Source organism: Roseateles sp. GW821-FHT09H11 (assembly GCF_059415845.1).
In genome coordinates this window covers 555,867-571,554 of the sequence record NZ_JBWKOA010000005.1, presented here as the reverse complement: position 1 = coordinate 571,554, position 15,688 = coordinate 555,867, and the positions used below count along the sequence as shown (strand labels likewise).

Below are 15,688 nucleotides of genomic sequence, written 5' to 3'. Positions count from 1 at the left end.
GCGACGACCGGGCGTCCGTTCAGCCGAATTGCCGCCGATAGCGTGAGGGCGCCGGCAGGCCCATCAGCCGGAAGTGCCGGCGCATCGACTCTGGCGAGCCCAGTCCGGCGAGGTCCGCGACGGCCTCGACATCGAGCGCGTCACGGGTCTCGAGCAGCTCCTTCGCGATGGCGACGCGCTCGCGGGTCAGCCACTCGAGCGGCGCGAGCCCGGTGGCGTCCTTGAAGCGGCGCTGCAGCGTGCGGGCGCTCATCGCGGCGTGGCGGGCCATCGACGCGACGGTGTGTGCCTCGCGCGGATGCGCGCGCAACCAGTCCTGCAGCACGGCGATGGGGCTGGATTCATCCGAAGGCATCGGCCTTGGCACGAACTGGGCCTGGCCGCCCTCGCGGTGTGGCGACATCACCAGCCGCTGCGCCACGGCGTTGGCGACACGCGGACCGTGATCGCGGCGCACGAGGTGCATGAGCATGTCGAGCCCGGCGGCGGATCCCGCCGAAGTGACCAGTTCGCCCTCGTCGACGTAGAGCGCGGACCGGTCGACGTCGATCAACGGGAACTCCTGCGCGAGCCGCTCGGCATAGCGCCAGTGCGTGGTCGCGCGCCTGCCGTCGAGCAACCCCGCATGCGCGAGCACGAAGACGCCGGAGCAGATCGTGCACAGCCGCGCGCCGCGCGCGTGGGCGGCGCGCACGGCCTTGAGCAGCGCCTCGGGCGGCCGCTCCGCGGCATCGCGCCAGCCGGGGATGACGATGGTGTCGGCGCGGCGCAGCATCGCCAGCGTGTGCGGCGCTTCGACACGGACACCGCCGGTGCCGCGCAGCGGCCCGGGCTCCGCGGCGCAGATCGCATGCCGGTACCAGGCGACGCCCAGCTCCGGACGCTCGAGCGCGAAGAGTTCGACCGCGCAGCCGAACTCGAACATGCAGAGCCGGTCGTACGCCAGGATCGCGACGAGATGCGGCTTGTCCACGGCGGAGGCAGCGGCGGAACGACGGGCGGCACGGGCGGCGGTAGGCGGACGGGGCATGGCGCGATCTTACCGATTGGCGTCGTTCCGGCCACTCGTCCGAAGCGAGGCGCTTCGCGACACTGGCTGCCGTCGATCCACTCCGTTGAAGGAATCCCCGATGAGCTCGAACATCGCTGCCGTCCCCGCCGCCCCGAGCGCCCAGGCGCTTGCCCACTTCGAGCAGGCGTTCGCCTTCGAGACCGACTGCTGGGACGTGCACGACGCGTTCACGCGCGGCGTCGAGGACTTCGTGCTGCTCGACGTCCGCAGCCACGAGCTCTTCGCCCGCGGTCACGTGCCCGGCGCCGTGAGCCTGCCGCACGGCAAGATCACCGAGGGCAAGATGGCCGCGTACCCGATGGACACGCTCTTCGTCGTCTACTGCGCCGGCCCGCACTGCAACGGCGCGCACCGCGGCGCGATCCGGCTCGCGAAGCTCGGCCGACCGGTGAAGCTGATGATCGGCGGGCTGACGGGGTGGATCGACGAGGGGTTCGAGGTCGCACGCGTCGCAGTGCCGACCGTCGCCGGTGCCGACCGGTGACGCTCTTGGCTGAGGCTGACCGGCGTCGTCACTTCACCGGAATCACCGTCCCCCGATCCACCGGCACGGCCGTCACGCTGTTCTGCGGCGAGCCTTCGATCACCCGGTCCGAGTAGGTCAGGTAGACCAGCGTGTTGCGTTTCGGGTCGACCATGCGGACGACGCGCAGCCGCTTGAACACCAGCGAGGAGCGTTCCGAGAACACCTCCTCCTGCTTGGGCAGCGGCTTGGGGAAGCTGATCGGGCCGACCGCGCGGCAGGCGATCGAGGCCTCCGACTTGTCCTCGGCCAGGCCGAGGCCGCCCTTGATGCCGCCCGTCCTCGCGCGCGAGACGTAGCAGGTCACGCCGTTCACGGCGGGATCGTCGTAGGCATCGACGACGATCTTGTGGTTCGGGCCGATGAACTTGAACACCGTGCTCACTTCGCCGATCTCTTCGGCGCTGGCGGCGACACACGCCGAGGCGACGAGCGCGAGCACGGCGGCACCGGCGCACAGGATCGCCGCGCGGCGCGGACTGCGGACAGGGCGGGTGGGGCTGGAAGGACGAGGGCTACGCATGCTGGGGACTCCTTGGATCCGCCGTTGTAGCACGCTGTGTGTCGACGAATTGCGAAGGGATCCAACGGTCCCGCAGGCGCATGAACGGCGACTCCACCCACCGGTACAGCAGCCATCCGCCGAGCAGGCAGGCCGCCGCGATCACCGGCACGGTCCATCCCGACGCCCGCATGAGTCCGAGCGCCGCCAGCGGCTTCACGAGCGCGAAGGCGATCGGCTTGTGCGTCAGATACAGCGCATACGACCAGCGTGCCAGCGCGTTCGCACCCGGGACCTGCGCGCGTGCCAGCGGCCCGCGCGGTGCAAGCGCGGCCAGCACCATCAGGCCGAAACTCCAGGCCAGCGCGCTGTAGCCCCAGCTGCTCATGGCATGGCCGTAACCGTAGCCATCGATGTAGTAGAAGTGCAGCATCAAGGTCAGCATGCCGAGGCTCGCCGCCGCGCCGATCGCGAGCAGCGTCTTCGCGCGCCGCATCAGCGCCGACCAGAGATCCGCGTGGCCATGCTTCAGCAACGCGATCGCGACACCGGGCAGGAACTCGTCCAGTCGCGCGAGGCTGCCGTAGTACAGGTGCGGGTAGTAGCCGAGCGACGGGTCCTGCGTTCCGTACAGGCGCCACAGGTGATCGCGCCAGAGGATCGCCGCGAGGGTCAGCACGCCGATCAGCGACCACGCCAGCGCGCGGCGGTGGCGCTCCAGCGCGGCCCCCAGCATCAGCGCCGCGGGCAGCACCAGGTAGAACTGCTCCTCGATGCACAGTGACCAGGCGTGCGAGAAGGCCGTGCCGGGCGTCAGCGCGATGTTCTGCGTGAAGGTGAGGAAGCGCCACAGTGGCGGCGGCTCGCGTCCGCCCATCACCTGCGGGAGCAGCCAGTAGAGCGCGAGCACCACATAGAAGTTGGGCAGCGTGCGCAGCAGGCGCCGCCCGTAGAAGCGCGGCAGCGAGAGCTGCCCGCCGCGCGTCATCCCACCCATCAACTGGTTGGCGATCAGGTAGCCGCTCAGCACGAAGAACAGGTCGACGCCCGCCCAGCCGATGCCGCTCAGCCAGCCAAAGGTCGGCGTGCCGCTCACGAAGACCTGGTAGTGGTACGCGAAGACCAGCAGGATGGCGGCGGCGCGCAGCGTGTCCAGGCCGTGCTGGCGCGGTGAACCCATGGCGGGCAGGGGAGGGGATGACATGAGCGGGAGGCCGGCCTCAAGGCCGTGTCGTGTGAGCGGCGGCGATTCTCGGCGCGCTGCCCGACGCCGGGCGCGATGGTGCGACGGAATCGTCCTCTCCGACGACGAGACCCCGGCGGAAGGCGCGTTACGTGCGTTACGCGTTCTATGCGCTCTATGCGCTCTATGCGCTCTATGCGGGCTCAGCCGCGATGCCGCTCCCGGCTATCCGCCGGCGCCTGCTCGCGCTCGGTCATGCCGTAGTCGCGCAGTACTGCGGCGACGCGCAAGCGGTAGTCGGCGAAGACGCCCGCGCGCCCCTCCGATTGCGCGCCGCGGTGCGCCTCGATCCGACGCCACTCGCGCACCGCCGCCTCGTCGCGCCAGAAGGACAGCGACAGCAGCTTGCCCGGGTCGGTCAGGCTCTGGAAGCGCTCGATGCTGAGGAAGCCGTCGACCTCCTGCAGCAGCGGCTTGAGCTCGGCGGCGAGTTCCAGGTAGCGGTCGCGCCCGTCGGCGCTGGGGATGACTTCGAAGATGACGGCGATCATGGGCGGAGCTCCTCGTCCAGGAATTGCGGAATGTCCATGTTGGGCAGCGACAGTGGCGGGGCCGGATCAGGCAGCGGTGGTCCGGGCTGACCGGCGAGCCAGGCCAGCGCCGCGTGGAGGCTCGTCAGTGCCAGGCCTTGCCCGGGGCAGCGGTGGGCGCCGTCGCCGAAAGGATGGTCGGTGCCGGAGAGTGGAACGCTCACTGGCGTGGCGGGATCCTGCCGCTCATCGAAGCGACGGGTCACGCGGACCGCGCCGCCCTCGCGGGCGATGCGCAACAGGTCCTCGCGCGTCGGCACGCGACCGGTCGACCGCCAGTCGAGCAAGGCATGCCCGAGCAGCGCGGCGCCGGCTTCGTGGCTCTGCCAGATCAGCGCCAGCCGGTTGGCGGTGAACGTGGCGCGATCGGTCCATCGGGCGGGCGGCGCATGGCGCAGCAGGGTCCATTGCAACGGGGCATCCGGCGAACGGCGCTCCGCGTCGTCGAGCGCGGTCAGCAGCGTCGTGACCGCCGCGCCACCCGCGAGCACAGCGTCGGCATTCGCGTCCGCGCCGAGCCCCGCCGCCATCGCGCGCAGGCTGGCGTACAGCCGACGTTGCGCGTCGACGTCGTTGAGCTCGATGCCGAGCAGGCTCGCCGCTGTCGACGCCGGGACGGCCCAGGACCAGTGCGACCACCCGCCTGGCAGCGCGATCGCGGCCTGGCGCCGTGCGTGGGCGCGGATGTCGTCGTCGGAGAGCGCTTGCAGCGCACGCGTCAGCGCGGCCTTCTCAGGTGCGTGTGCGCCATCGTCGCGCTGTCGCAGCCAGCGCGCGAAGACGTCGCCCAGCGGCCCGCCGTGCGCGCGCAGCGGCGGAGGCAAGGGCTCACCGGGCGGGCGCATGCGCAAGTCAGGATCGAGCAGCGGCGAATGAATGGGACAGGAGGTCATGGGGGAATCTTCGCGATGGATCGCCAGGAACGCTTCGCTTAGCATCGAAGCATGATTGACGCCCCCACCGCCGACGAGGCGCTGGCCCACATCGCCGCCAGCATGGCCGAGCCGGTACGCGCGCGCATGCTGTGCTGCCTGATGGACGGCCACGCGCGCACGGCGACCGAGCTGGCCGCCGTCGGCGACGTCGCCGCGTCCACCGCCAGCGCGCACCTGGCCAAGCTGCTCGGGCAGGGACTGGTCGGCTGCATGGCGCAGGGCAAGCACCGCTACTACCGGCTGGCCGGCCCGGAGGTCGGCCAGGCGCTGGAAGCGATGCTGGTGCTGGCCGGTCTGCCGCGGCCGCGTTTCGAGCCCAGCACGCCGCCCGCGCTGCGTCAGGCGCGGCGCTGCTACGACCACCTCGCCGGCCATTGGGGCGTGCGGCTGCACGACCACGCGCTGCGTCTGCACTGGATGACGCCCGACCCCGACGAGGTCCGCGGCTATCGCTTCACCGGCGAGGGCCTGGACGCGTTGCGCGACCTCGGCGTCGATGTCGACGCCGCCACCGGCGCGCGCCGCCGTCGGCTGGCCTGCGCCTGCATGGACTGGAGCGAGCGGCGCCCGCACCTGGGCGGCGCGCTCGGCGCCGCGTGGCTGCAGGCGATGCTGACGCAGGGCTGGCTCGATCCCGACCCCGACAGCCGCGCCCTGCGCGTGACGCGCCGCGGACAGACCCGACTCGAACGACTTCTGGAGGACACGACGACATGAGCACCTCGATCCACGTGGGCATCGGCGGCTGGAACTTCGAGCCCTGGCGCGAGACCTTCTATCCCAAGGACCTGCCCGCCTCGCGCGAGCTGGAATACGCCAGCCGCAAGCTGAGCGCCATCGAGGTCAACGGCACCTACTACTCGACCTTCAAGCCGGCGACCTTCGCCAAGTGGCGCGACACCGCGCCCGAGGGTTTCGTGTTCTCGCTCAAGGCCAACCGCTTCGCGACCAACCGGCGCGTGCTGGCCGAGGCCGGCGAGTCGGTGATGCGATTCATCGACAGCGGCGTCGCCGAGCTGGGGCCCAAGCTCGGACCCATCGTCTGGCAGTTCGCGCCGACCAAGCGCTTCGATCCGGTCGACTTCGGCGCCTTCCTGAAGCTGCTGCCGAAGGACTCCGCCGGTGTGGCGTTGCGGCATGCGCTCGATGTCCGGCATGAGAGCTTCCGATCACCGGAGTTCCTGGCGATGGCGCGCGACTACGGCGCGGGCGTCGTGTTCACCGAGTCCGACGACTATCCGCCGATCCCCGACCTCACCGCCGATTTCGTCTACACGCGGGTGATGCGCACGCGCCCGGAGCTCGTCACCGGGGTCACGGAGGAGGAGCTCGACGGCCTCGCCGCCAGCGCCTCGCGCTGGGAGTCCGGCGGCCAGCCCGACCGGCTGCCGCTGGTCGAGGCCGACCGCGCGCCGCCCAAGCGCGCGCGCGACGTGTTCGTCTTCTTCATCAGCGGCGCGAAGGAGCGAGCGCCGGCCGCGGCGATGGCGCTGATCGAGCGCCTGTCCTGAGCCGGACCAGCCGCAGCCGAGACCGACCTGAGGCGGACCTGAGCGGGAGGGACGCGGGCGCGCTGCCGTCCGCTGTCAACTTCGCGGCAGCGCGCGGCCGGCGGGCCGCCTAGAGTCGGCGGTCTCCCGGGAGGTTCCACATGCCGTCGCTCGTCGCTCCGTTGTCCGCCACCGTCCAGCAGTGGCTCGTCGCCGTCGGGGAAGTCGTCCGACGCGGCCAGCCGGTCGTGCGGCTCGAGGCGATGAAGATGGAGCACGAACTGCCCGCGCCGGCTGACGGACGCATCGAGGAGCTCTTCGCCGTCGAAGGCGAGCTGGTGCGCGAGGGCGATGCCCTGATGGCGTGGCAGGCCGCGTCTCCCGCATCCGCATCCGCGTCCGAATCCGCGGCGGAAGCAGCGGACGGGGACGCGGCCCGTCACGGCGCCCCGAATGACAGGACCGTCGAATCGTCGACGACCGGAGAGCGTGCCGACCTTCGCGCCTGGCGCGAGCGCCACGCGCTGCTGACCGACGAGGTCCGGCCCGATGCCGTCGCCAGACGGCATGCGCTCGGCCAGCGCACGGCGCGCGAGAACGTCGATGCCCTCTGCGATCCCGGCAGCTTCACCGAATACGGTGCGCTCGCGATCGCCGCGCAGACCGCGCGTCGTCCCGTCGAGGAACTGCGGGCGCAGACGCCTGCCGACGGTGTCGTGACCGGCATCGCGCGCCTGCGCGGCCGGCCGATCGCCGTGATGGCCTACGACGCCACCGTGCTCGCCGGCACACAGGGCTTCCGCAGTCACCAGAAGACCGACCGGCTGATCGAGCTCGCGGAGCGCCGCCAACTGCCGTTCGTGCTGTTCGCCGAAGGCGGCGGCGGTCGACCCGGCGACACGGACATGCCGGTCGTCGCCGGCCTGCATGTCGCCACCTTCGCGCGACTGGCCGCGCTGGCCGGACAGGTGCCGACGATCGGCGTTGCGGCGGGACGCTGCTTCGCGGGCAATGCCGCGCTGCTGGCCTGCTGCGATCTGGTCGTCGCCACGCGCGGCAGCAACATCGGGCTCGGCGGTCCGGCGATGATCGAAGGCGGCGGCCTCGGTCGCTTCGAGCCCGAGCAGATCGGCCCCGCGCCCGACCTCGCGCGGGCGGGCGTCGTCGATGCGCTGGTGGACGACGAGCAACAGGCGACCAGTCTCGTCCGGGCACTGATGGCCTGGATGTGCCGCCTGCCCGCAGCGACGGCGTTCTCCGAGCCGGACCAGGCACCGCTCGACGACGCGATCCCGGAGATCCGCCAGCGGGCGTACCCGGTCCGCGAGATCCTTGCGCGTCTCTTCGACGCGGGCTCGCTGATCGAGCTCGGTCGCGGCAGCGGCGACAGCGTGATCACCGCCGCCGCCTTTCTCGAGGGCCAGCCGGTGGCCGTCGTGGCGAGCGACTGCGCCGTGCTGGGCGGCGCGGTCGATGGCGCCGCGTCGCGCAAGCTGGCGCGCTTCTGGCGGCTGTGCGAGCGCCTCGGCCTGCCCGTCGTCAGCCTGATCGACAGCCCCGGCTTCATGGTCGGCCCGGAGGCCGAATCCACCGGCCAGCTGCGAGAGGCCGGCGAGCTCTTCCGTGCCGCGGCGGCGTTGACGGTGCCGCTGGTGGCGGTGGTGATGCGACGCGCGTTCGGGCTCGGCGCGATGGCGCTGGCCGGCGGCAGCCTGCACCGGCCGATCGGCTGCGCCGCGTGGCCGAGCGGCGAATTCGGTGCGATGGGACTGGAAGGGGCGGTGCGGCTCGGCTACCGCAAGGAACTGGCGGCCGTGCCCGACGGACCGGAACGGCAGGCGCTGTTCGAGCGCCTGCTCGCGGCGCAGGTGGCACGAGGTCAGGCGCTGGCGATCGCGGAGACGCTGGAGATCGACGCCGTGATCGCGCCACGACAGACGCGCGACTGGATCGCCGGGCTGATCGGCGCTGCCCCGGCGACGTCCCGCGCGGGCCCCCCGGCACATCTGCCGGCACATCCGCCGGCAAGGTCGTGAGCGACGCGACTTGACGCGCCCTTCACGCGCGGCGCCTGCGATGTAGGGGGTCTGCCGGCGGGCGTCGATCACTACACTCACGCGTCATGGCGTCCATCCACATCCCCACGCTGATGTTGGCGCTGCTGAGCGGTTTCGCGATGCTCGGCGTCCAGCTGTGGGCGGCGCAGCGCAGCCGGCTGCGCTACCTCGACCTCGGCGTGTGGACCTGGGGCTCGTGGACGCTGCTGGCCGGCTTCACGATGCTGACGGCGCGCGTGGTGCTGCCGGTCTGGGTGTCGGCGCTGATCGGCAACGGGCTGATCGCGCTGGGCATCGTGTTCTACAACGAGGCCATCCATCGGCATGTGCTGGGGCGTTCGCTGCCGCGCTGGATGTGGTGGGGCGGCCCGACGGTGGCCTGGGGCCTGACGGCATGGATGCTGGCCTGGCCGCTGGCGGTACGCACGAGCGCGATCTCGCTGGTCTTCGCGACCCTGCTGCTGCCGGCGATCTTCGTGCTGCTGGGGCCGGGCTGGCGCGGCGAGTCGTCGCTGCGCGCCGTCGGCATCACGCTCGTGGCCGCGGCGGCGAGCCTGCTGCTGCGCAGCCTGCACGCGATGACGAATCCGGAGGAATACCTGGACCTGATGCAGGGCAGCCTCGGCCAGGGCCTGACCTTCCTGTTCAGCTTCCTCTGCCTGATCGGCGCGGGTTTCGGCTTCGTGCTCGCGAACTTCGAGCGCATCGCGCGGCGCATGGAGGAGGTCGCCTCCACGGACGGCCTCACCGGCTGCCTGAACCGGATGACCGCCGACGCGCTGCTGCGGCACGAGCTGGAGCGCGGCCGGCGCGAGGGCACGCCGCTGGCCTTCGTGCTGCTGGACCTGGACCATTTCAAGGACGTCAACGACTGCCACGGCCATCACGCCGGCGACGACGCGTTGCGCGCGTTCGCGGCCGAGGTGCGGGCGCGGCTGCGCGCGTCGGACGTCGTGGGCCGCTGGGGCGGCGAGGAATTCGGGCTCGTGCTGCCGGCCACCGACGGATCGGGCGCGATCCGTCTGGTCGAGCAGATCCGCGAAGCGGTGGCGACGCTGCAACTGTGCGACGGCGATGGGCGTGCCTTCACGCTGACGGTGTCGGCCGGCGTCGCGGTCGCGGAGCCCGGCGACCAGGTGAGCGCCGATCAGCTGTTCATGCGGGCCGACCGCGCGCTGTATCGCGCCAAGGACGGCGGTCGCAACAACGTGCAGGTGCACGACAGCAACTGGGAGCTCGGCGCGGGGTCGTCCGCGGCGTGAGCCTGCGCCAAGCCGCTGGCGGTCCGTGGCCTCAGCAGTTCTCGTACTTCCAGTTCCGCCGCTTGCCTTCGGCCATCCACTCCACGGCCTGCGCCAGGCGGCGCTCGCGTGTCTCGGCCTTCCTGGCCTCGACGATCCAGTCGACGTAGTCACGCTTCTGCCCGGGCGGGAAGGACTCGAAGGTCTTCCGCGCGGCGGGATTGGCCCGCAGCGCGGCGGCGAGGTCGTCGGGCACTTCCGGCGGCGGCTTCGGCGCGGCCGCGCGCGCGGGTCGGGCCTTCACGCCGTCCTCGATCAATTGCATCGCGCGTTTCAGGATCGCCTGCTGCTCGGCCTTGGGCGGCAGGTCCTGGAGCGACGTGAGCTTGCCGAAGTCGCCCATCGCGCCCCCCTTGGCGTGGTCGGCGCCGACGGCCGCCTCGCCGTGCCAGAAGCCGATCGAGCAATGCGCCTTGAAGGCGGCCATGCCGGTCAGGATCTTGTCGCGGTAGGTGAAGTTGGGGAAGCCCCACTTGATCGTCTCGACCACGTCGGGGCAGTGCGCATGCACGGTCGCGCGCCAGTGGCGCAGCAGGTCCTGGGCGAACGGGGCGGCGCGGTCGATGTAGGCGTCGACGCGCGGATCGAGGGTCGGCATGGCTGCCGAGCGTAGCGCTTCCGAGGTCGCCAGACCATCGTGGTCTATGCTCGGTCCATGCATGTGAAGCGCTCCAACTCCCTCCTTGCCCGCCTGCCGGCGGCCCTGCCCATCTGGTCGCTGCTGGCGCCGCTGGCCGCGATCCTCGCGCTGCTGGGGCTGACGGCGGGCGCCAATTCGACGCTGGTGCTGACGGTGGTGAGCGTGCTGCTGATCGCCGCGGTGCTCGCGGCGGTGCATCACGCCGAGGTCGTCGCGCATCGCGTGGGCGAGCCGTACGGCTCGCTGGTGCTGGCGGTGGCGGTGACCATCATCGAGGTGGCGCTGATCGTGTCGCTGATGCTGGCCGGCGGCGAGTCGACCAACGCACTGGCGCGCGACACGGTGTTCTCCGCGATCATGATCGTGTGCAACGGCGTGCTGGGGTTGTGCATCCTGGTCGGCGGCTGGAAGCATCAGGAGCTGGCCTTCCGTGTCGAGGGCACGAGTCCGACGCTCGCGGTGCTGGCCGCGCTGTCGGTGCTGACGCTGGTGCTGCCGGCGTTCACGACGAGTTCGGCCGGGCCGACGTTCACGACCACGCAGCTGCTGTTCGCGGGCGGCGTGTCGCTGGTGCTCTACGGAGCCTTCGTGTTCGTGCAGGCGGTGCGGCACCGCGACTACTTCCTGCCGGTGGCCGGCGTCGACGACCAGGACACGCATGCGGCGCCGCCGAGCTGGCGCGTGGCCGGCACGAGTCTGGCGCTGCTGCTGGTGTGCCTGGTCGGCGTGGTCGGCCTGGCGAAGCTGCTGGCGCCGACGATCGAGCGCGGCGTGCATGCGATCGGCGCGCCGCCGTCGCTGGTGGGCGTGATCGTGGCGATGCTGGTGCTGCTGCCGGAGACGGTGGCGGCGGTGCGCGCGGCGCTGCACAACCGGCTGCAGACCAGCCTCAATCTGGCGCTGGGTTCGGGCCTGGCCAGCATCGGGCTGACGATCCCGACGGTGGCGGTGCTCTCGCCGCTGTTCCCGCACTCGCTGGTGCTGGGGCTGACGCCGTTGAGCATGGTGCTGCTGTTCCTGACCTTCATCGTCGGCGGCCTGACGCTCGGCGGCGGCCGCGCGACGGTGCTGCAGGGGGCGGTCCACATGGTGGTGTTCGTGGTGTTCCTGTTCCTTGCGGTGTTCCCGTGATGTCTGTCAGCGCGGCCAGGCTGTCGCCTTCGACCCGTACTCCCACGTGAACGGCACGCCGGTCTCGCCGAGCACGCGGCGCACGATCGCGGGGTAGAGCCGTTCGGCCATCACGTCGTTGGACAGCAGCACGACGCAGGCGCGGCGCTGTTCGAGGCACACCATCGTGTTGCCCGTCTGATCGTCGTGGCCGCCCTTGAAGTAGCCACGGCCTTGCGGGCCGTCGAACACGACGACGCCCAGTCCGGCCGCGAGGTCCGGCCTGCGTTGCGTCGCAGGCAGCTCCGGCTGCAGCGTCGGGAACTGCGACGCGGTCGTGATCGGTGCCTGCGGGCGCGTCATCTCCGCCCGGCTGCGCGGCGAGAGGCCGTCGCCACGCGCAAGCCCCGCCGCGAAGCGCGCGAAGTCGTCGATCGACGTGTCCATCGAGCCCGCCGCGCGCACGCGGCTGCGCGCATCGTGCGGGACCCAGCGGCGCGCTTCGGTCACGCCGTCCGCCAGGTTCGTCGCGAAGTCCGCCCGCCACTTCATCGCCGTCATCGTCATGCCGAAGCGGTCGAAGACGCGGCGCTGCATCTCCTGGCCGAGGTCCAGCTTCAGCCGGCCCTGTTCGAGCACGAACTGCAGCAGGATCAGGCCCTCGCCGGAATACGCGTAGCGGCTTCCCGGATCAAAGTGGAAGCGCAGCTTCCCGTCCGGCTCCAGGAACGCGAAGTTGCCGAAGCCGCCGCGATGCGAGAGCAGCAGGCGCGGCGTCAACGCCCGCCAGCGTTCATCGCCGCGCAGGTCCGGCCACGGGCCGTAGCGGACGTCCTTCGGGTAGTCGGGCAGCGGACGATCCAGCAGGGTGGCGATCGAGGCGTCGAGATCGACCCGGCCCTCGTCGACGAGCTGCATCACCGTGTAGGCGAAGACCGCCTTGGTCAGCGATGCCCCGTACATCACCGTGCCGGTCTGCAGCGCCTGACCGTCGGCGTTGCGATGGCCGTAGCTGCGCACCGCGCGAATCTGTCCGTCCTCGATCACGGCGAGCGCGAGACCCTTCACCTCGCCCGAAGTGATCGACGCCCTGATCAACGACTCCGCGCCATCGAGGTCCGGCGCGGAGACGACAACGGACGTGCCGGTCTGATCGCGCGCGCATCCGCTCAACGACGTGGTCAACGTCCCCAGCGCCGAACCGGCGACCAGTGCGGCGAAGGCCGCGGCGATGCGCTGTCCGTCGCGACGCCTCATGCCGCCAGTCGGAAGGTGCTCACCAGCGCGTTGAGCTGTTCCGCCTGTGAGCGCAGGCTGCCCGCCGCCGCGGCCGATTCCTCGACCAGCGCCGCGTTCTGCTGCGTCATTTCATCGAGCCGCTGCACGGCGACGTTGACCTGGCCGATGCCGTCCTTCTGCTCGGCGGCCGCCGTCGCGATCTCGCCGACGATGTCGGCCACGCGGCGCACGCCCTGGACGATCTCGCCCATGGCCAGTCCCGCGTTCTGCGCCAGCCGCGTGCCGGTATCCACGCGCAGCACGCTCTCGCCGATCAGCGCCTTGATCTCCTTGGCCGCGCCGGCCGAGCGCTGCGCCAACGCCCGCACCTCGCCGGCCACGACCGCGAAGCCCCGACCCTGTTCGCCGGCGCGCGCTGCCTCGACGGCGGCGTTCAGCGCCAGGATGTTGGTCTGGAACGCGATGCCATCGATGGTCCCGATGATGTCGTTGATGCGGCGCGAGCTCGACTCGATCTGCTGCATCACCGCGACCACTTCGCCGACGACATCGCCGCCCTTGGACGCCGACACGCGCGTCGCGCTCACCAGGTCGTTGGCCTGCTGCGCCGAGCTGGCCGTGCTGGCCACCGTGCCGGTCAGTTCCTCCATCGAGGACGCCGTCTCCTGCAGGTTGGACGCCGTGGCCTCGGTGCGCGCCGACAGGTCCTGGTTGCCCGTTGCGATCTCGCGCGTCGCGACATTGATCGTCTCCGTGCCGTCCCGCACCTGGCGCACCATGCGCCGCAGCGACTCCTGCATCGCGCTCAGCTCGCGCAGCAGCACGCCGATCTCGTCGCTGCGGTCGACGACGATGTCCTGGCTCAGGTCGCCGCTGGCGATGGTCTGCGCCACCGCGCCGGCCCGCACCATCGGCGCCCGCACCGAGTGCGTGATCCGCCACGCGATGAAGATCCCCAGCACGACCGCGACGCCCGTCAACGTCAGCATCAGCGTCGCCGCCTGCGTGGCCTGTTCGCGCTGCTGTGCGGCGAAGTGGTCGGTGTCCTCCGAGATCAGCGTCACCAGCTTCTCGACCGATGCCAGGTAACTCGCCGCCACCGGGATCAGCGTCTGGTCGACCTGCCGCCCGCCGGCCTCCGGGTCCGCCTTGATCGCGGCCATCACGCCCTTGCGGATGTCGACGTAGCGCTGCCGCTCGGACGCGATCACCGGCAGCTGGGCCTTCTGCTCGGGATCGTCGATGACCTTGTCGAGCTCGGCCTGCAACTGGTTGATGCGTTCGGTCGTGCGCGTCATCTCGGCGGCCAGGAAGCCGCTGAGTCCCTCGTGTCCGCCGGACTTGGCCATCGCCATCACGCGGTTGAGGTTGAGCTCGGTGGCGGCGCGCCAGTTCGTGGCCATCAGCCGGCGCTGCTCCAGCGTGTGCAGCTGGTCGCTGAGCCGCACCATTTCGCGCAGCTTCATCACGCCGACGCCGGTCATCAAGGCGGCCATCGCGAGCACTGCCGCGAAGCCGACTTGCAACAGGGTCGTGATCTTCATCCGGCTCAGGACCTGCAGCATGTCGTACTCCAACAGCGATGGTGCAATCGATTATGGGAGTGCCGCTGCGGGGCGGCAACACGCGGGAGAACCCGGCCCCCCGGCCCCGGGGGCGCGCGCTCACGCGAGCCGGAACACCCGCACCAGCGCCGCGAGCTCCTTGGCCTGCTGCTGCAGGCTGTCCGCGGCCGCGCTGCTTTCCTCGACCAGCGCGGCGTTCTGCTGCGTCACCTGGTCGAGCTGCGAGCCCGGTGTCACGACGGATCGTCCGCCTGCGAGAGCGGGTCCGCGAAGGTGACGCGCCGGGATCGCGGCCGCGCCGTCAGCGCTTCCATCTGCAGCAGGCCCATGCGGCGCAGCACATCGCCCTCGGGCAGACGCACCTGCCATTCGGCAAAGTTCAACATGGCCTCGCCGAAGCCCTGGCCCCCCTCCCAGGCCTTGCGCAGGCTGGTCGCGGCGGCGTGGCGCGCCTTGCACGCCTCGTCGATGCACTTCGCCCGCGTGTAGAAGTCGTCCGGCCACGCCCACCGCTGGAGCTTGGCCAGCGTGACGAGGTCGCGCGGCGGCCGGATCGGTCGGAACGCGCCGCGGGGCGGACTGGCGATGTGCCATTGATCGTCGAGGAGGTGGGCGATCCGCAACAGGTCCTGCTCGTCCAGCCCTTGCTTGAGGTAAGGCGGAGGCGCCAGGCGCAGGGGAAGCATCCGGAGCAGCAGGTCCTCGATGGCGATCGAGCCCGGCGCGGGAAGCAGTTCGCGCGGCACCATGCGCAGCGCACGGCCGATCGTGAGCTGCTCCTCGGCGTTCGGCTGGATCCTCGGGTGAGCGCCATCCTTGCGGTTGTCGTCGACGCCGGAGCGGCCGAACCAGGAGGCAAACAGGTCGGCGAGCCGGCGCGACAAGTCCCCGAACGCCTTTGCCGGCGGCAGTTCCAGCCGGCAGTCATCGCTGCACAGGGCGTCGCGCAGGGCGGCGACCGCCATCAGGCGTGTCGGGGCGACGTCGCTGTCTTCCCGCGCCAGAGGCACGCAGCTCGGGGCCCGTTCGGTCAGGCGGAACAGCACCGGAACACCGGACGGGTTGAGCAGGTAGGGGAGCGGGTCCGTGGTCTCGAACAGGCGCAGCGCCGTGTCGGTCGGCAGGTCCACGAGGGTCCGCTGCGCGTCGACATGCGGCGCGCTGACGCATTCCGTGCCGGACAGCTCCCGCAGGAAGCGGTTGACCGTGGAGGCCGTGCAACCGTCCGGCAGCGCCACCACCGGCGGATGGTCGGCGGGGTGCGGAAACGCGTGTTTTCCCAGCAGCCGGAGGAAGCCGTCCGGCAACTCGTCGAGCGTGGTCGGACGCAGGTCGCGCAGATCGGCGACGGACGTGCCGGCGCCGGTCAGGCGCTGCAGTACCGGATGGAGGATCGTCCTGTCGCCGCCGCGGCGCGACAACGTGGAGAACGCCTGGACGAGCGCGGAGGGGAGAGCGGATGGTGGCAGCATGGTGGGAGA

16 protein-coding genes are annotated in these 15,688 nt (G+C 71.2%); 6 read left to right on the top strand and 10 right to left on the bottom strand.

The window, feature by feature from the left end:
• Positions 1 to 19: 19 nt before the first annotated feature.
• Positions 20 to 1,030 carry a transcriptional regulator FtrA gene (ftrA, locus tag AC07PR_RS19460; protein WP_377159771.1) on the bottom strand — a complete coding sequence of 337 codons (1,011 nt, stop codon included), beginning with the start codon at positions 1,028 to 1,030 and terminating at the stop codon, positions 20 to 22.
• Between the two features lie 100 nt (positions 1,031 to 1,130).
• Between ftrA and AC07PR_RS19455 the strand changes: the two genes are divergently transcribed.
• The gene (locus AC07PR_RS19455; RefSeq protein WP_495136250.1) at positions 1,131 to 1,556 is read left to right on the top strand and encodes a rhodanese-like domain-containing protein; all 426 of its coding nucleotides are present in this window, start codon (positions 1,131 to 1,133) and stop codon (positions 1,554 to 1,556) included.
• A gap of 28 nt (positions 1,557 to 1,584) precedes the next feature.
• Here the strand turns inward: AC07PR_RS19455 and AC07PR_RS19450 are convergent, their stop codons facing one another.
• From AC07PR_RS19450 to AC07PR_RS19435, 4 genes are all read right to left on the bottom strand, one after another.
• Entirely contained in the window at positions 1,585 to 2,118 is a 534-nt protein-coding gene (locus AC07PR_RS19450) for a CreA family protein (RefSeq protein ID WP_495136249.1), read from the bottom strand.
• Entirely contained in the window at positions 2,111 to 3,301 is a 1,191-nt protein-coding gene (locus AC07PR_RS19445) for an acyltransferase family protein (protein WP_495136248.1), read from the bottom strand. The genes AC07PR_RS19450 and AC07PR_RS19445 overlap by 8 nt, the downstream gene beginning before the upstream one ends.
• A gap of 182 nt (positions 3,302 to 3,483) precedes the next feature.
• Positions 3,484 to 3,831, bottom strand: a complete 348-nt coding sequence (locus AC07PR_RS19440; RefSeq protein ID WP_495136247.1) for an antibiotic biosynthesis monooxygenase family protein — start codon at positions 3,829 to 3,831, stop codon at positions 3,484 to 3,486.
• The gene (locus AC07PR_RS19435) at positions 3,828 to 4,763 is read right to left on the bottom strand and encodes a cytochrome P450 family protein (RefSeq protein WP_495136246.1); all 936 of its coding nucleotides are present in this window, start codon (positions 4,761 to 4,763) and stop codon (positions 3,828 to 3,830) included. The genes AC07PR_RS19440 and AC07PR_RS19435 overlap by 4 nt, the downstream gene beginning before the upstream one ends.
• A 51-nt stretch (positions 4,764 to 4,814) precedes the next feature.
• Between AC07PR_RS19435 and AC07PR_RS19430 the strand changes: the two genes are divergently transcribed.
• The 4 genes from AC07PR_RS19430 (at position 4,815) to AC07PR_RS19415 (ending at position 9,614) form a co-directional block, all read left to right on the top strand.
• A complete protein-coding gene (locus AC07PR_RS19430) occupies positions 4,815 to 5,522 on the top strand; it encodes an ArsR/SmtB family transcription factor (RefSeq protein ID WP_377159783.1) in 708 nt (235 codons plus the stop codon).
• Positions 5,519 to 6,316: a DUF72 domain-containing protein gene (locus tag AC07PR_RS19425; protein ID WP_495136245.1), complete on the top strand. Its 798-nt coding sequence runs from the start codon at positions 5,519 to 5,521 to the stop codon at positions 6,314 to 6,316. Before AC07PR_RS19430 ends, AC07PR_RS19425 begins: the two co-directional genes overlap by 4 nt.
• A 140-nt stretch (positions 6,317 to 6,456) precedes the next feature.
• On the top strand, positions 6,457 to 8,331 hold the full coding sequence (locus AC07PR_RS19420) for a carboxyl transferase domain-containing protein (RefSeq protein WP_495136244.1): 1,875 nt from the start codon (positions 6,457 to 6,459) through the stop codon (positions 8,329 to 8,331).
• An 86-nt stretch (positions 8,332 to 8,417) separates the two neighbouring features.
• Entirely contained in the window at positions 8,418 to 9,614 is a 1,197-nt protein-coding gene (locus AC07PR_RS19415; protein WP_377159787.1) for a GGDEF domain-containing protein, read from the top strand.
• Positions 9,615 to 9,645: 31 nt separating this feature from the next.
• Here the strand turns inward: AC07PR_RS19415 and AC07PR_RS19410 are convergent, their stop codons facing one another.
• Positions 9,646 to 10,251, bottom strand: coding sequence for a YdeI/OmpD-associated family protein (locus AC07PR_RS19410; protein WP_495136243.1), 606 nt, complete (start codon positions 10,249 to 10,251; stop codon positions 9,646 to 9,648).
• A gap of 57 nt (positions 10,252 to 10,308) precedes the next feature.
• On the opposite strand from AC07PR_RS19410, the gene AC07PR_RS19405 reads away from it, so the two are divergent.
• Positions 10,309 to 11,424, top strand: a complete 1,116-nt coding sequence (locus tag AC07PR_RS19405; protein WP_377159791.1) for a calcium:cation antiporter — start codon at positions 10,309 to 10,311, stop codon at positions 11,422 to 11,424.
• Positions 11,425 to 11,430: 6 nt separating this feature from the next.
• Here AC07PR_RS19405 and AC07PR_RS19400 read toward each other — a convergent pair whose 3' ends face one another.
• From AC07PR_RS19400 to AC07PR_RS19385, 4 genes are all read right to left on the bottom strand, one after another.
• Positions 11,431 to 12,660, bottom strand: a complete 1,230-nt coding sequence (locus AC07PR_RS19400) for a serine hydrolase domain-containing protein (protein ID WP_495136242.1) — start codon at positions 12,658 to 12,660, stop codon at positions 11,431 to 11,433.
• Positions 12,657 to 14,207, bottom strand: a complete 1,551-nt coding sequence (locus AC07PR_RS19395) for a methyl-accepting chemotaxis protein (RefSeq protein ID WP_495136241.1) — start codon at positions 14,205 to 14,207, stop codon at positions 12,657 to 12,659. Before AC07PR_RS19395 ends, AC07PR_RS19400 begins: the two co-directional genes overlap by 4 nt.
• A gap of 99 nt (positions 14,208 to 14,306) precedes the next feature.
• Positions 14,307 to 14,444: a hypothetical protein gene (locus tag AC07PR_RS19390; protein ID WP_483109356.1), complete on the bottom strand. Its 138-nt coding sequence runs from the start codon at positions 14,442 to 14,444 to the stop codon at positions 14,307 to 14,309.
• Positions 14,441 to 15,679, bottom strand: coding sequence for a hypothetical protein (locus AC07PR_RS19385; RefSeq protein ID WP_483107963.1), 1,239 nt, complete (start codon positions 15,677 to 15,679; stop codon positions 14,441 to 14,443). Before AC07PR_RS19385 ends, AC07PR_RS19390 begins: the two co-directional genes overlap by 4 nt.
• Between the last annotated feature and the right edge of the window lie 9 nt (positions 15,680 to 15,688).

What these genes read in the sequence shown, in the direction of transcription:
- AC07PR_RS19420 (WP_495136244.1), top strand. Translation starts at nt 6,457, where the DNA reads ATGCCGTCGCTCGTCGCTCCGTTGTCCGCCACCGTCCAGCAGTGGCTC.
- AC07PR_RS19410 (WP_495136243.1), bottom strand. Translation starts at nt 10,251, where the DNA reads ATGCCGACCCTCGATCCGCGCGTCGACGCCTACATCGACCGCGCCGCC.
- AC07PR_RS19455 (WP_495136250.1), top strand. Translation starts at nt 1,131, where the DNA reads ATGAGCTCGAACATCGCTGCCGTCCCCGCCGCCCCGAGCGCCCAGGCG.
- AC07PR_RS19415 (WP_377159787.1), top strand. Translation starts at nt 8,418, where the DNA reads ATGGCGTCCATCCACATCCCCACGCTGATGTTGGCGCTGCTGAGCGGT.
- AC07PR_RS19445 (WP_495136248.1), bottom strand. Translation starts at nt 3,301, where the DNA reads ATGTCATCCCCTCCCCTGCCCGCCATGGGTTCACCGCGCCAGCACGGC.
- AC07PR_RS19400 (WP_495136242.1), bottom strand. Translation starts at nt 12,660, where the DNA reads ATGAGGCGTCGCGACGGACAGCGCATCGCCGCGGCCTTCGCCGCACTG.
- AC07PR_RS19450 (WP_495136249.1), bottom strand. Translation starts at nt 2,118, where the DNA reads ATGCGTAGCCCTCGTCCTTCCAGCCCCACCCGCCCTGTCCGCAGTCCG.
- AC07PR_RS19440 (WP_495136247.1), bottom strand. Translation starts at nt 3,831, where the DNA reads ATGATCGCCGTCATCTTCGAAGTCATCCCCAGCGCCGACGGGCGCGAC.
- ftrA (WP_377159771.1), bottom strand. Translation starts at nt 1,030, where the DNA reads ATGCCCCGTCCGCCTACCGCCGCCCGTGCCGCCCGTCGTTCCGCCGCT.
- AC07PR_RS19385 (WP_483107963.1), bottom strand. Translation starts at nt 15,679, where the DNA reads ATGCTGCCACCATCCGCTCTCCCCTCCGCGCTCGTCCAGGCGTTCTCC.
- AC07PR_RS19395 (WP_495136241.1), bottom strand. Translation starts at nt 14,207, where the DNA reads ATGCTGCAGGTCCTGAGCCGGATGAAGATCACGACCCTGTTGCAAGTC.
- AC07PR_RS19405 (WP_377159791.1), top strand. Translation starts at nt 10,309, where the DNA reads ATGCATGTGAAGCGCTCCAACTCCCTCCTTGCCCGCCTGCCGGCGGCC.
- AC07PR_RS19425 (WP_495136245.1), top strand. Translation starts at nt 5,519, where the DNA reads ATGAGCACCTCGATCCACGTGGGCATCGGCGGCTGGAACTTCGAGCCC.
- AC07PR_RS19430 (WP_377159783.1), top strand. Translation starts at nt 4,815, where the DNA reads ATGATTGACGCCCCCACCGCCGACGAGGCGCTGGCCCACATCGCCGCC.
- AC07PR_RS19435 (WP_495136246.1), bottom strand. Translation starts at nt 4,763, where the DNA reads ATGACCTCCTGTCCCATTCATTCGCCGCTGCTCGATCCTGACTTGCGC.